Here is a 15,354-nt window from a genome sequence, read left to right on the forward strand (position 1 = left end):
TCACCTTTTCAGAGGCTTAAAACCGCTGTCAGGCGAACCAAGGTCGCACATTATAACGATTTCGTAGCATTTAGCAGCTAAATACTGGTCTTATCAGGGAAGATTATCAACCGCTATCCGAAAAAGATTTGCGGTTGACGGGTAATCTGCGGGAAAACGCACAGTTTCGCGAACTATCGCAACCACTGGCGGAACTTCTTGTAACGCCATGCCAAAAGCGCCGCGGCCGCCAGTGCATAAAGGATCGGCTGTGGCGAGAGGATCTTCACCGACCACAGGTAATGAATGGGAGCGAGGATCGCGACAAGATAGACGAAGTTATGCAGAAGCTGCCAGCGCCTGCCCAGTTTTCGCTGCGCATATTGCGTGGATGTCAGCGCTAACGCCAGTAAAACCACCCAGCTCACGATACCCAGCGTCAGATAAGGACGTGTCACGAGTTCGCGGCCAAGCAGTGCCAGATTGTTAATTCCCAGTTCCAGCAGGGCGTAGCTGGTGAGGTGCAGCGTCGCCCAGGCAAAACACCATAGCCCTAACAGCCGACGGGTGCGTATCAATAAGGGCTGTTTAGCGTAGCGCGCCAGCGGCGAGACGAGCAAGGTGGCCAGCAAAAATTTCAGAGCCATCCGACCGGTAAAATGCTGGATATCCTTTGCCGGGTCTGCGCTAAAGAGCCCCTGGCTGGCGGCCCAGAACAGCCATATAAAAGGAAGCAGCCCGGCCAGGTGCAGCAGCACTTTCAGCCAGGTAATCTGTTTTGCCGTTAAACGCACTCAGAAGTTCTCCCGTAAGTTGAGACCACGGTAAAGCGAAGCCACTTCATCCGCATAGCCGTTAAACAGCAGCGTCGGCTGGCGCTTTACGTCCAGCGCACCGCCGGAACCAATAAACCGCTCGGTTGCCTGCGACCAGCGCGGATGATCCACGTGCGGGTTCACGTTGGCGAAGAAGCCGTATTCGTCCGGGGCCGCCAGATTCCAGGTGGTTGGCGGACGTTCGCGGGTAAGCTTAATGCTGACGATAGATTTAATCCCTTTGAAGCCATATTTCCACGGTACGGTTAAACGGATGGGGGCACCGTTCTGCGGCGGAAGCGCTTTGCCATAAACGCCAACGGTCAGCAGGGTAAGGGGGTGCATAGCTTCGTCGAGACGTAACCCTTCCACATACGGATACTCAAGCCCACCGCCGATAAACCGATCTTTCTGCCCGGGCATCTCGTCAGGCGCATAGCGCGTCTGGAAAGCGACATATTTTGCATTGCTGGTGGGTTCAACCATCGCCAGCAGCTTATGAAGCGGGAAGCCGACCCAGGGCACCACCATCGACCAGGCTTCCACGCAGCGCATGCGATAGATACGCTCTTCGAGCGGGAAGCGGGTAGTGAGATCGTGGTGGTCCAGCGTCAGGGGCTTCGCCACTTCACCATCAATTTTCAGCGTCCACGGATCGGTTTTGAGGCTCCCCGCGTTGGCGGCAGGATCGGCCTTATCGAGACCAAATTCGTAGAAGTTGTTGTAGCCGGTAACTTTATCTTCCGGCGTAAGCGTCAGCTTGTTTTGCCATTCGGCCGGTTTCGTAAAGGTGAGCGGGGCGCCGGATGGAGCCTTTGGCCGATCGTTGCCTTTAAACCAGTCGAGCAGGTCGGCGTGTGCCGCCGGAGAGAGCGTCAGGGCAGTGGCGCTGATGCCAAGCATTTTCAGGATCTGGCGGCGCTGTAACATAAAGACAGACTCAGACGTTACGTCGGCTTCCGTCAGTTTTCGGTTTTTCATGGCATCCTCCGTCATGCGTTTTTCTAAGCATGACGGAGGAGAGGGATTCGCGCGAATATGTCACGAAAATTTGAAGATTAGGCGATTTTCACCAGCGCACGACCGTGGAACTGGTTGTCCATGATCTTACTGGCGTATTCCGGCGCCTGGCTGAGGGTTATCTCCGTTGCGCTCTGGGTAAAGAAAGATTCCGGCAGATCGCGCACCAGCCGTTCCCATGCTTCATGACGACGGGCCGGCGGGGTCATTACGGAATCCACACCCTGCAGGCGTACGTTACGCAGAATAAATGGCATCACGGTGGTTGGCAGGGCAAATCCGCCCGCCAGACCGCAGGCTGCCACGCATCCGCCGTAGTTCATCTGCGCCAGGACTTTTGCCAGCACCTTATCACCGACGGTATCCACCGCCCCTGCCCAAACCTGTTTTTCCAGCGGACGGGTTTCAGCGAATTCGTCACGGCTGAGAATGCGGTTTGCACCGAGCTGGCGCAGATAGTCATGGGTACTTTCTCGGCCGGAAACCGCAGCGACCTGATAGCCCAGCTTGTGCAGCAGCGTGACTGCCGTGCTGCCCACGCCGCCGCTGGCACCGGTGACGACAATTTCCCCTGACTCAGGGCGGATACCCGCATCTTCCAGCGCCATCACGCACAGCATGGCGGTAAAGCCTGCCGTGCCGACAATCATTGCCTTGCGGCCATCCATGCCTTTCGGCACAGGCACCAGCCAGTCGCCCTTCACGCGCGCCTGCGTTGCCAGCCCGCCCCAGTGATTTTCACCCACGCCCCAGCCGGTGAGCAGTACATGCTGGCCTGGATGGAAGCGCGGATCCTCGCTGGTATGAACCCGGCCCGCGAAATCAATACCAGGCACCATAGGGAAATTTCGGATGATTTTACCCTTACCGGTAATAGCCAGCGCATCTTTATAATTTAAACTGGACCAGTCGATGTCGACGGTTACTTCGCCTTCCGGCAGGCGGTTCTCTTCTACCGGCTGCACTGAGGCAAGCGTTTTGCCGTCCTGCTGTTCTAAGATCAAAGCCTGCATACGGGGTCCTCTCGACTCATATGATTGGAAAATAATTTCTGAAGACTATACTCGCTCAGGGAAACGCAGTGCCGATTTAACGCAATAAATTGCCAGATACACCCGATTTGGTAGTATGCCGCATTTGAAATGCAAGTTAGCGCTCACTCGCTACCCCATCAACCCACGGAGTAATCTCAAGGATGCGATTAACGACGAAGTTCTCAGCTTTTATCACCTTGCTGACGGGGCTTACCATTTTTGTCACGCTTCTGGGCTGTTCCCTGAGTTTTTACACTGCCATTCAGGACAAGCTGGTTAACCGGGTACAGTCTGTTGCCTCGGTGATTGATACGCGTCTGCTGACGACGCCGCTACCAGCGCTCTCCCGTGAGCTCGATGAGTTGATGGTACCTGTTGATATCGTTCAGATCGACATTCTGCAGGGAAAGCATCGTGTTTTAAGCCATGAACGGCCGGGAAGCTATCGCCCCGCGGGCGTGGTAAGCCAGTATCGGGAAGTGACGGTGCATTCCCTCAAAAATCCGGGGATGACCATACGCATGGTCTACCTCGATCCGATGGCCAGCTATTTTCGTTCCATGATGACCACCGCGCCGCTCACCGTCGCCGTTGCGTTTATCGTCCTGCTGATCTTTCTCGCGGTCCGCTGGCTGCGCCGCCAGCTTTCCGGTCAGGAGCTGCTGGAGATGCGCTCCGTGCGGATCCTGAACGGTGAGCGCGGCCCGCAGGTGCGTGGCTCCGTTCACGAGTGGCCGTCACGCGCCAGCAGCGCACTCGATACCCTGCTCTCCGAAATCCAGTTTGCCAGCGACCAGCGCAGCCGTATGGATACGCTGATCCGCTCTTATGCGGCGCAGGATAATAAAACCGGCCTTAACAACCGTCTTTTCTTTGATAATCAGCTCGCCACGCTGCTCGACGATTCAGAGAAAGTGGGGACTCACGGGGTGGTGATGATGATTCGCCTGCCCGATTTCGATCTCCTGCGCGACACCTGGGGACAGCGGGCCGCGGAAGAAAACCTCTTTACGCTGATCAACCTGCTCTCCACCTTTATTATGCGCTACCCGGGCGCGCTGCTGGCCCGCTATCACCGCAGCGACTTTGCCGTGCTGTTGCCTCATCGTACGCTGAAGGAATCCGAAAGCATCGCCAGCCAGCTGCTGAAGGCGGTAGATGCGCTGCCGCAGAGCAAAATGCTCGACAGGGACGATATGGTCCACATGGGGATATGCGCCTGGCGTGGCGGACAATCCACCGAGCAGGTGATGGAACATGCGGAAGCCGCTACCCGCAACGCCGTGTTGCAGGGGGCCAACGGATGGGCGGTTTACGATGACTCGCTGCCGGAAAAAGGGCGCGGCAACGTGCGCTGGCGAACGCTGATTGAGCAAATGCTCAGCCGCGGCGGTCCACGTATTTATCAAAAACCCGCAGTCATGAAAAACGGCAACGTTCATCACCGTGAACTGATGTGTCGTATTTTTGACGGCACCGAAGAGGTCATCTCTGCGGAATATCTGCCGATGGTGCTGCAATTTGGCCTGTCCGAAGAGTATGACCGCCAGCAAATTACCCGGCTGATTCCGTTTTTATCCTTCTGGCCTGAAGAAAACCTGGCGTTGCAGGTCACCGTGGAGTCGTTAATACGCCCACGTTTTCAGCGCTGGCTACGTGATACGTTAATGCAATGCGAAAAATCGCAGCGTAAACACATTATTTTTGAACTTGCTGAGGCCGATGTAGGTCAACACATCAGCCGGTTACGTCCGGTGGTACGTTTGATCAATGCGCTCGGTGCACGTATCGCTGTGACGCAGGCAGGTTTAACGCTGGTCAGCACCAACTGGATCAAGGAGCTGGATGTAGAGTTATTAAAGCTACATCCGGGGCTGGTAAGGAATATTGAGAAGCGTACGGAAAACCAGCTGCTGGTACAGAGTCTGGTAGAAGCGTGCAAGGGTACGCGAACACAAGTATTTGCCACGGGCGTGCGCTCCAGAAGCGAATGGCAGATGTTAACAGCGCGCGGCGTGATGGGCGGTCAGGGGGATTTTTTTGCTGCCTCTCAACCGCTTGACACCAACGTGAAAAAATATTTGCAAAGATACTCTGTTTGACCTGCCGTTTACGCTGTTTTCACGTAGAATATCGCGCCTGTAGCTTTGAGTATGTCGAGCAAAAAGCCAGTGAACGACCTGTAACGGGTTACAAACGTCAGTGGGGAACGCTACTGTTTACTCAGCCCTGAGGGAGTCAGGGGATGATTTTGTAACATCAGGAAACGTACTGCACAAATTTTCACCGTTGCAGATGATTTTTGCGCCTTGTCGCTGCTGCGTGTGGTTGGTAAAGTAAGCGGATTTTGTTTTCCGCCCCAGCTTTCAGGATTATCCCTTAGTATGTTGAAAAAATTTCGTGGCATGTTTTCCAATGACCTGTCCATTGACCTGGGTACCGCGAATACCCTTATTTATGTAAAAGGACAAGGCATCGTATTGAATGAGCCTTCCGTTGTGGCCATTCGTCAGGATCGTGCAGGCTCGCCGAAAAGCGTGGCTGCAGTGGGTCATGACGCGAAGCAGATGCTGGGTCGTACCCCTGGCAACATCGCCGCCATTCGCCCAATGAAAGACGGCGTTATCGCCGACTTCTTCGTGACTGAAAAAATGCTTCAGCACTTCATCAAGCAGGTTCACAGCAACAGCTTCATGCGTCCAAGCCCGCGTGTTCTGGTGTGTGTGCCGGTTGGCGCAACCCAGGTAGAGCGTCGCGCAATCCGTGAATCTGCCCAGGGTGCAGGTGCACGTGAAGTATTCCTGATTGAAGAGCCAATGGCTGCGGCCATCGGTGCGGGCCTGCCTGTTTCCGAAGCTACCGGTTCTATGGTGGTGGATATCGGTGGTGGTACCACTGAAGTGGCCGTTATCTCTCTGAACGGCGTGGTGTACTCCTCTTCCGTACGTATCGGTGGTGACCGCTTCGATGAAGCCATCATTAATTATGTTCGCCGTAACTACGGCTCTCTGATCGGTGAAGCCACCGCAGAGCGTATCAAACACGAAATCGGCTCTGCGTATCCGGGCGATGAAGTGCGTGAGATCGAAGTGCGTGGCCGTAACCTGGCTGAAGGTGTTCCACGCGGTTTCACCCTGAACTCCAACGAAATTCTGGAAGCTCTGCAGGAACCACTGACGGGCATCGTGAGCGCGGTAATGGTTGCGCTGGAACAGTGCCCACCAGAGCTGGCGTCCGATATCTCCGAGCGCGGTATGGTTCTGACCGGTGGTGGTGCGCTGCTGCGTAACCTCGACCGCCTGTTAATGGAAGAGACAGGTATTCCTGTCGTAGTTGCAGAAGATCCACTGACTTGCGTCGCCCGTGGTGGTGGCAAGGCGCTGGAAATGATCGACATGCACGGCGGCGATTTGTTCAGCGAAGAGTAGTCGAGTTTGAGAGGGTAGCAATTTGCTACCCTTTCTCTCTGACGCGAGAATACGCATAGCCTATGAAGCCAATTTTTAGCCGTGGCCCATCGCTACAGTTTCGCCTTATTCTGGCGGTTCTGGTTGCGCTTGGGGTCATTATTGCCGATAGCCGCCTCGGTACGTTCAGCCAGATCAGAACGTACATGGATACCGCCGTCAGTCCTTTCTACTTTGTTTCAAATGGTCCCCGTGAACTGCTCGACTCCGTTTCTCAAACGCTGTCTTCGCGCGACCAACTCGAACTCGAAAACCGGGCATTACGTCAGGAATTGCTGCTGAAAAACAGCGAACTGCTGATGCTGGGGCAATACAAGCAGGAGAACGCGCGTCTGCGTGAACTGCTCGGCTCGCCGCTGCGTCAGGATGAGCAGAAAATGGTCACTCAGGTGATCTCCACCGTGAATGACCCCTACAGCGATCAGGTTGTGATCGACAAAGGGAGCGTGAACGGGGTGTATGAAGGTCAGCCTGTTATCAGTGATAAAGGCGTTGTGGGCCAGGTTGTTGCCGTGGCCAAACTGACCAGCCGCGTGCTGCTGATTTGCGATGCCACGCATGCGCTGCCGATCCAGGTTCTGCGCAACGACATCCGCGTAATTGCGGCCGGTAACGGCTGTACGGACGACCTGCAGCTGGAACATCTGCCGGCTAACACGGATATTCGCGTGGGCGACGTGCTGGTAACCTCCGGCCTGGGCGGACGCTTCCCTGAAGGCTATCCGGTTGCGGTGGTCTCTTCGGTCAAGCTGGACACCCAGCGTGCCTATACCGTGATTCAGGCGCGTCCAACCGCCGGGTTGCAGCGTCTGCGCTATCTGCTGCTGCTGTGGGGCGCCGATCGTAACGGTGCTAACCCGATGACGCCTGAAGAGGTACATCGCGTAGCAAATGAGCGCCTGATGCAGATGATGCCGCAGGTTCTCCCGCCTGCGGATTCCATGGGGCCGCCTGCGCCAGTACCGGCGCCGGCAACAGGGTTAACGCAGCCGCTGCCGGATGCGCCGCCACCGCCTAAACTCTCTTCGGGAGGGCAGTAGTGGCAAGCTATCGTAGCCAGGGGCGCTGGGTCATCTGGCTCTCGTTTCTCATTGCACTGTTGCTGCAAGTGATGCCCTGGCCGGATGACATTCTCGTTTTCCGGCCAAACTGGGTATTGCTCATTTTACTCTACTGGATCCTTGCCCTGCCGCATCGCGTAAATGTCGGCACAGGTTTCGTGATGGGTGCCATACTGGATCTCATTAGCGGCTCTACGCTTGGCGTGCGCGCCTTGTCCATGAGCATTATTGCGTACCTCGTCGCACTCAAATTCCAGCTCTTTCGTAACCTTGCGCTCTGGCAACAGGCCCTGGTGGTGATGTTATTGTCGCTCGCTGCGGATATCGTTGTTTTCTGGGCAGAGTTTTTAGTGATCAACGTCTCTTTCCGACCGGAAGTGTTCTGGAGTAGTGTAGTAAACGGTGTGCTCTGGCCATGGTTATTCCTGCTGATGCGTAAGGTTCGCCAGCAGTTTGCTGTGCAATAAAAGGTTTCTATGACGTCTTTGTATCTCGCTTCCGGCTCCCCGCGCCGTCAGGAACTCCTGACGCAGCTGGGGGTCTCTTTTGAACGCATCGTTACCGGCATTGAAGAAAAGCGTGCTGAGGGCGAAAGCGCTCAACAGTATGTGTCTCGCCTGGCGCGCGAGAAAGCGCAGGCGGGCGTGGCCAGTGTGCCACGCGATCTTCCCGTGCTGGGAGCAGATACCATCGTTATTCTGAACGGTGAAGTGCTTGAGAAACCGCGCGACGCCGATCATGCGGCGCGCATGCTGCACAAAATGTCCGGACAAACGCATCAGGTGATGACGGCCGTCGCGCTGGCTGACCGCCAGCACGTGCTGGATTGCCTGGTGGTGACCGAAGTGACGTTCAGAGTACTTACCGACGACGACATCGCCGCTTATATTGCCAGCGGTGAACCGATGGATAAAGCAGGTGCATACGGTATTCAGGGGCTGGGTGGCTGTTTTGTCAGGAAGATTAATGGCAGCTATCACGCCGTAGTCGGCTTACCGCTGGTGGAAACGTATGAGTTGCTGAGCAATTTTAACTCACTGCGTGAGGGAAGGGATAATTATGACGGCTGAATTGTTGGTAAACGTAACGCCATCGGAAACCCGTGTGGCCTATATTGATGGTGGCATTCTTCAGGAAATTCATATTGAGCGTGAAGCGCGGCGCGGAATAGTAGGCAATATCTACAAAGGTCGTGTCAGTCGTGTACTACCGGGTATGCAGGCGGCTTTTGTAGATATTGGACTGGATAAGGCGGCGTTTTTACATGCCTCCGATATCATGCCGCACACCGAGTGCGTCGCGGGCGAAGAGCAAAAGCAGTTTGCCGTGCGCGATATTTCTGAACTGGTACGTCAGGGGCAGGATCTGATGGTGCAGGTGGTGAAAGATCCCCTCGGTACCAAAGGCGCCCGTCTGACCACCGACATCACCTTACCTTCCCGCTATCTGGTCTTTATGCCTGGCGCGTCGCACGTGGGCGTTTCGCAGCGTATTGAGAGCGAAACCGAGCGCGAGCGTCTGAAGAAAGTGGTCAGCGCCTACTGCGATGAACAGGGCGGGTTTATCATCCGTACCGCTGCGGAAGGGATCAGCGAAGAAGACCTCGCGTCGGATGCGGCTTACCTGAAGCGCGTCTGGACCAAGGTAATGGAGCGTAAAAAACGTAACCAGACCCGCTACCAGCTTTACGGTGAACTGGCGCTTGCTCAGCGCGTTCTGCGCGACTTTGCTGATGCGCAGCTCGACCGCATTCGCGTGGACTCGCGCCTGACCTATGAAGCGCTGCTGGAATTTACCGCTGAGTACATCCCGGAGATGCCCGGCCTGCTGGAGCATTATTCAGGACGTCAGCCGATCTTCGATCTCTATGATGTCGAAAACGAGATCCAGCGCGCGCTGGAGCGTAAGGTCGAGCTGAAGTCAGGCGGCTATCTGATCATCGATCAGACCGAAGCGATGACCACCGTCGATATCAACACCGGCGCGTTTGTCGGCCATCGCAACCTGGATGACACCATCTTCAACACCAACATCGAAGCCACGCAGGCGATTGCGCGCCAGCTTCGTCTGCGCAATCTGGGCGGCATTATCATCATCGACTTCATCGATATGAGTAATGAAGACCACCGTCGCCGCGTGCTGCACTCGCTTGAGCAGGCGCTGAGCAAAGACCGCGTGAAAACCAGCATCAACGGCTTCTCACAGCTGGGGCTGGTGGAAATGACGCGTAAGCGTACCCGCGAGAGCGTTGAGCATGTGCTGTGTAATGAATGCCCAACCTGCCATGGACGCGGAACGGTAAAGACGGTTGAGACCGTCTGCTACGAAATTATGCGTGAAATCGTCCGTGTTCATCATGCCTACGACTCCGATCGTTTTCTGGTCTATGCTTCCCCTGCGGTGGCTGAAGCGCTGAAAGGCGAAGAGTCACACGCGCTGGCGGAAGTGGAAATCTTTGTCGGCAAACAGGTAAAAGTACAAATTGAACCGCTCTATAACCAGGAGCAGTTTGACGTCGTGATGATGTAAAACGCAGTACGCTGCGTGACGAAAGCTGACAAGGAGAGATGCGTGAGGCGATTGCCGGGGATTTTATTGCTTACAGGGGCAACGCTGGTCGTGATTGTCGCGTTGCTCGTGAGCGGGCTACGCCTCGTATTACCGCATCTGGACAGCTGGCGTCCGCAGCTGCTGGCTAAAATTGAATCCACCACCGGCGTGCCGGTGAACGTAAGCCAGCTAAGCGCTAACTGGCAGAATTTTGGCCCGACGCTCGATGTCCGGGATATCAACGCCAGCCTGAAAGATGGCGGCCACCTGAAAATCAAACGCGTGACCCTGGCGCTGGACGTCTGGCAAAGCCTGCTGCATCTGCGCTGGCAGTTTCGCGATCTCACCTTTTATCAACTCCAGTTCCTGACCAATACGCCGCTGTCTGGCGGCGATAGCGGTCAGGGTCTTGAAGCCAACCGCTTCAGCGATCTTTTCCTCCGCCAGTTCGATCACTTCGATCTGCGCGACAGCGAAGTGAGCTTCATTACCCTTTCCGGCCAGCGCGCCGAACTGGCGATCCCTCAGCTGACCTGGCTCAACGGTAAAGAACGTCACCGCGCCGAGGGGCAGGTCAATCTCTCAAGCCTGAACGGCCAGCACGGCGTGATGCAGGTGCGCATGGATCTGCGGGACGATGACGGCCTGTTAAACAACGGCAAAGTCTGGCTGCAGGCCGACGATGTTGACGTGAAGCCATGGCTGGGTGACTGGATGCAGCAAAATATGCAGCTGGAGACTGCCCGTTTCAGCCTTGAAGGCTGGCTGACCCTGACCAAAGGCGAATTTGCCAGCGGCGATATCTGGCTCAAGCAGGGGGGCGCCAGCTGGAAAGGCGAAAAACAGCAGCATCAGCTTTCCGTCGATAACCTCACCGCGCACGTGACGCAGGAGAAAGAGGGCTGGCAGTTTGCCATTCCGGATACGCGCATCACCATCGACGGCAAGCCGTGGCCGCGCGGTGCGCTGACGCTGGCCTGGATGCCGGAGCAGGACGTCGGCGGTACGGCCAGTAAACGCAGCGACGAGCTGCGCATCCGCGCCAGCAACCTCGATTTGGCGGCCATTGAAGGCCTGCGCTCGATGGCGGCAAAGCTCTCTCCGGACCTGGGCGAGATCTGGCTGGCAACGCAGCCGAGCGGGACGATCGATGCTCTGGGGCTGGACATCCCGCTTCAGGCAACGGAAAAAACGCGCTTCCAGGCCACGTGGAAAGATCTTGCCTGGAAGCAGTGGAAGCTGCTGCCGGGGGCGGAGCACTTTAGCGGCAAGCTGGAAGGCAGCGTGGAAAACGGCAGGCTGACGGTTGATATGCACGACGCCAAAATGCCTTACGAGACGGTCTTCCGCGCGCCGCTGGAAATCGAACAGGGCAGCGCGGTGCTTAACTGGCTCCGTAACGACAAGGGTTTCCAGCTTGATGGCCGCCATATCGATGTGAAAGCCAAAGCGGTGCACGCGCGCGGCGATTTCCGCTATCTGCAGCCTGAAGGCGATGAGCCGTGGCTGGGCATTCTGGCCGGGATCAGCACCGATGACGGCTCACAGGCCTGGCGTTACTTCCCGGAAAACCTGATGGGAAAAGCCCTGGTGGACTATCTCAGCGGCGCGATTCAGGGCGGTCAGGCGGACAATGCCACACTAGTGTACGGCGGTAACCCGCATCTATTCCCGTACAAACATAATGAAGGCCAGTTCCAGGTGCTGGTGCCGCTGCATAACGCGACCTTTGCGTTCCAGCCCGACTGGCCTGCGCTGAAAGACCTGGATATCGAGCTCAACTTCCTCAATGACGGGCTATGGATGAAGTCCGACAGCGTGGCACTGGGCGGCGTGACGGCCAGCAACCTGACGGCCAACATCCCGGATTACTCCAAAGAGAAGCTGCTGATTGATGCTGACATCAACGGTCCGGGCAAAGCGGTGGGACCGTACTTTGAGGAGACGCCCCTGAAAGAGTCGCTGGCGGCGACGCTCCAGCAGCTACAGCTTGATGGCGATGTGAATGCTCGCTTACATCTTGATATCCCGCTGGACGGAGAGATGACCACCGCCAAAGGTGACGTCCGCCTGAAGAACAACAGTCTGTTCATCAAACCCCTTGAGAGCACGCTGAAAAATCTCAGCGGGCAGTTCAGCTTTGAGAACGGTAACCTGAAGAGCGAGCCGCTTACGGCCAGCTGGTTTAATCAGCCCGTTAATATCGACTTCACGACCACCGAGGGTGAAAAGGCCTACCAGGTGGCCGTCAATCTGGACGGTAACTGGCAGCCAGCGCGCATGGACGTCCTGCCGAAGCCCATTGAGGCGTCAGTGCAGGGCGCGGTCGCCTGGCAGGGTAAAGTGGCAATTGACCTGCCTTATCACGCGGGTGCCCAGTATAAGGTCGACATCACGGGCGATCTGAAAAACCTTCAGAGCCAGCTGCCTGCGCCGCTGGATAAACAGGCCGGACAGCCCCTGCCGGTAAAGCTGAACGTCGATGGCAACCTGAACAGCTTCGCGCTGACCGGAAGCGCGGGCGGGACAAACCACTTCAACAGCCGCTGGCTACTTAACCGCAAGCTCACCCTCGACAAAGCCATCTGGACAACGGATAGCCGCTCCACGCCGCCTCTGCCGGAGCAGGCTGGCATTGAGCTGAATCTCCCGCCGATGGACGGCGCAGAGTGGCTGGCGCTGTTCCAGAAAGGCGTTGGGCAAAACGTTGATGAAACCGCCCAGTTCCCGCAAGCCATTACCGTACGTACGCCGTCGCTGATGCTGGGCGGGCAGCAGTGGAACAACCTGAGCATCGTCTCGCAGCCTGGCGCTAACGGCACGAAGGTAGAGGCCCAGGGCAGAGAGATCAACGGTACTTTGACCATGCGCAATCACGCGCCATGGCAGGCGGCGATCCGCTACCTCTACTACAACCCGGCAAGCGCCGCGAGCGGGAAAGATAAACCGGCAGAGACATCGCCGCTGAGTAATGTCTCCCGCGTCGATTTTAGCGGCTGGCCCGATCTCCAGCTGCGCTGCGCGGAGTGCTGGCTGTGGGGGCAGAAATATGGCCGTATCGACGGCGATTTCACCATCCAGGCAAATACGCTTACGCTCTCCGGTGGCCTGGTTGATACCGGTTTTGGCCGCATGACGGCCGCAGGGGAATGGGTGAATAACCCGGGCGAGCAGCGAACTTCCCTGAAGGGCGACATTAAAGGCAACAAGCTGGATGCGGCAGCCAATTTCTTTGGTATCAGCACGCCGCTGCGCGGCTCGTCGTTTGACGTCGATTACGATCTTCACTGGCGTGACGCCCCGTGGAAGCCGGATGAAGCCTCGCTGAACGGCATTCTGAAAACCCACTTTGGTAAAGGTGAAATTGCCGACGTGAGCACGGGGCGAGCCGGGCAGATCCTGCGCCTGCTGAGTTTTGATGCGCTGCTGCGCAAGCTGCGCTTCGATTTCAGCGATACGTTCAGCGAAGGTTTCTACTACGATTCCATCCGCAGTACGGCATGGATTAAGGACGGCGTTCTGCATACGGACGATACGCTGGTGGATGGCCTGGAAGCGGATATCGCCATGAAAGGCTCCGTTAACCTCGTGCGTCGCGAGCTGGATATGGAAGCCGTGGTGGCACCGGAAATTTCCGCGAGCGTGGGCGTGGCGGCGGCCTTTGTGGTGAACCCGATTGTCGGTGCGGCGGTGTTTGCCGCCAGCAAAGTGCTGGGTCCGCTGTGGAGCAAAGTCTCCATTCTGCGCTACCGCATTACCGGTCCGGTCGATAAACCGCAGATTAACGAGGTGCTGCGCCAGCCGCGCAAAGATGCACAGCAATGATTTGACGTGGGCAGGTAATTGCCTCACTCTCAATAAATACGATCTTTATACCGCCACGGGCGGCAACGAACGAGTAGCAATACGATGAGTCTGAACCTGGTAAGTGAACATTTGCTCGCAGCGAACGGCCTGAGCCATCAGGACCTGTTCTCCATTCTTGGTCAACTGACCGAACGCCGTCTCGACTACGGCGACCTTTATTTCCAGTCGAGCTATCACGAATCCTGGGTTTTAGAAGACAGCATCATTAAAGATGGCTCTTACAACATCGACCAGGGCGTCGGCGTCCGCGCCGTTAGCGGCGAGAAAACCGGTTTTGCCTATGCCGATCAGATTAGCCTGGCTGCACTTGAGCAGAGCGCGCAGGCCGCGCGTACCATTGTGCGTGATACCGGCGATGGTCGCGTGAAAACCCTTGGAGAAGTGCAGCACTCTGCGCTCTATACCAGCATCGATCCTCTGCAGAGCATGAGCCGTGAAGAGAAGCTGGATATCCTGCGTCGCGTGGACAAAGTCGCCCGCGCGGCGGATAAACGCGTGCAGGAAGTTTCAGCCAGCCTGAGCGGTGTGTATGAACTGATTCTGGTGGCGGCAACGGACGGCACTTTGGCGGCAGACGTTCGCCCGCTGGTACGTCTCTCCATCAGCGTGCAGGTCGACGACGATGTCAAACGCGAGCGCGGCTCAAGCGGTGGCGGCGGTCGTTTCGGCTATGACTGGTTCCTGGGCGACGTTGACGGTGAAGCGCGCGCCGACGCGTGGGCAAAAGAAGCCGTGCGCATGGCGCTGGTGAATCTGAATGCCGTCGCGGCGCCGGCGGGCTCATTCCCGGTGGTGCTGGGTGCTGGCTGGCCGGGCGTGCTGCTGCACGAGGCGGTAGGCCACGGGCTGGAAGGCGACTTTAACCGTCGCGGGACGTCGGTCTTCAGCGGTCAGATCGGGCAGCTTGTCTCCTCTGAGCTGTGCACCGTGGTGGATGACGGCACCATGCGCGATCGTCGCGGCTCGGTGGCTATCGACGATGAAGGTACGCCAGGGCAGTACAATGTGCTGATCGAAAACGGCGTGCTGAAAGGCTACATGCAGGACAAACTCAACGCGCGTCTGATGGGCGTCGCGCCGACGGGCAACGGACGCCGTGAATCTTACGCGCACCTGCCGATGCCGCGCATGACCAACACGTACATGCTGCCGGGCAAATCCACGCCGCAGGAGATTATCGAATCCGTTGATTACGGTATCTTTGCGCCAAACTTTGGCGGCGGCCAGGTGGACATTACCTCCGGTAAGTTTGTTTTCTCCACGTCAGAAGCGTATCTGATCGAGAAAGGCAAAGTGACCAAAGCGGTGAAGGGTGCGACGCTGATTGGCTCCGGTATTGAAGCTATGCAGCAGATCTCTATGGTCGGTAACGATCTGAAGCTGGATAACGGCGTGGGCGTCTGCGGTAAAGAGGGCCAGAGCCTGCCGGTTGGCGTGGGCCAGCCAACGCTGAAGGTGGACAACCTGACGGTGGGCGGCACGGCGTAATTTCCTGACCCTCTCCCCAAAGGGGAGAGGGTACTGCTTCATGCTGTCTTTTCTCCCTCCTCCTTTTGGAAAA

11 protein-coding genes are annotated in these 15,354 nt (G+C 56.9%); 8 read left to right on the plus strand and 3 right to left on the minus strand.

Annotated features, from left to right (window positions below; translation table 11 throughout):
* Positions 1-173 precede the first annotated feature (173 nt).
* From msrQ to ACOTZC_RS18515, 3 genes are all read right to left on the minus strand, one after another.
* Entirely contained in the window at positions 174-773 is a 600-nt protein-coding gene (gene msrQ / locus ACOTZC_RS18505; RefSeq protein WP_047174083.1) for a protein-methionine-sulfoxide reductase heme-binding subunit MsrQ, read from the minus strand.
* Positions 774-1,775, minus strand: coding sequence for a protein-methionine-sulfoxide reductase catalytic subunit MsrP (gene msrP / locus ACOTZC_RS18510; RefSeq protein WP_032659657.1), 1,002 nt, complete (start codon positions 1,773-1,775; stop codon positions 774-776).
* A gap of 77 nt (positions 1,776-1,852) precedes the next feature.
* Positions 1,853-2,827: an MDR family oxidoreductase gene (locus ACOTZC_RS18515; RefSeq protein WP_047174082.1), complete on the minus strand. Its 975-nt coding sequence runs from the start codon at positions 2,825-2,827 to the stop codon at positions 1,853-1,855.
* Positions 2,828-3,009: 182 nt separating this feature from the next.
* On the opposite strand from ACOTZC_RS18515, the gene csrD reads away from it, so the two are divergent.
* The 8 genes from csrD (at position 3,010) to tldD (ending at position 15,281) form a co-directional block, all read left to right on the plus strand.
* On the plus strand, positions 3,010-4,950 hold the full coding sequence (gene csrD, locus ACOTZC_RS18520; RefSeq protein WP_023309401.1) for an RNase E specificity factor CsrD: 1,941 nt from the start codon (positions 3,010-3,012) through the stop codon (positions 4,948-4,950).
* Positions 4,951-5,232: 282 nt separating this feature from the next.
* Positions 5,233-6,276, plus strand: a complete 1,044-nt coding sequence (mreB, locus tag ACOTZC_RS18525) for a rod shape-determining protein MreB (protein ID WP_000913396.1) — start codon at positions 5,233-5,235, stop codon at positions 6,274-6,276.
* 62 nt (positions 6,277-6,338) lie between these two features.
* Positions 6,339-7,355, plus strand: coding sequence for a rod shape-determining protein MreC (mreC, locus tag ACOTZC_RS18530; protein WP_023309400.1), 1,017 nt, complete (start codon positions 6,339-6,341; stop codon positions 7,353-7,355).
* Positions 7,355-7,843 (plus strand): rod shape-determining protein MreD, encoded by a 489-nt coding sequence (gene mreD, locus ACOTZC_RS18535; RefSeq protein ID WP_023309399.1) that lies wholly within the window; start codon positions 7,355-7,357, stop codon positions 7,841-7,843. Before mreC ends, mreD begins: the two co-directional genes overlap by 1 nt.
* Before the next feature lie 9 nt (positions 7,844-7,852).
* Positions 7,853-8,446 (plus strand): Maf family protein, encoded by a 594-nt coding sequence (locus ACOTZC_RS18540; RefSeq protein ID WP_023309398.1) that lies wholly within the window; start codon positions 7,853-7,855, stop codon positions 8,444-8,446.
* Entirely contained in the window at positions 8,436-9,905 is a 1,470-nt protein-coding gene (gene rng / locus ACOTZC_RS18545) for a ribonuclease G (RefSeq protein WP_010436156.1), read from the plus strand. Before ACOTZC_RS18540 ends, rng begins: the two co-directional genes overlap by 11 nt.
* Positions 9,906-9,947: 42 nt before the next feature.
* A complete protein-coding gene (gene yhdP / locus ACOTZC_RS18550; RefSeq protein WP_421635945.1) occupies positions 9,948-13,751 on the plus strand; it encodes an AsmA2 domain-containing protein YhdP in 3,804 nt (1,267 codons plus the stop codon).
* Between the two features lie 84 nt (positions 13,752-13,835).
* The gene (gene tldD, locus ACOTZC_RS18555; RefSeq protein ID WP_322408220.1) at positions 13,836-15,281 is read left to right on the plus strand and encodes a metalloprotease TldD; all 1,446 of its coding nucleotides are present in this window, start codon (positions 13,836-13,838) and stop codon (positions 15,279-15,281) included.
* The last annotated feature ends 73 nt before the right edge of the window (positions 15,282-15,354 follow it).

Source organism: Enterobacter cloacae complex sp. SHL009 (assembly GCF_049237205.1).
In the GTDB taxonomy this organism is placed as follows: Bacteria; Pseudomonadota; Gammaproteobacteria; order Enterobacterales; family Enterobacteriaceae; genus Enterobacter; species Enterobacter cloacae_M.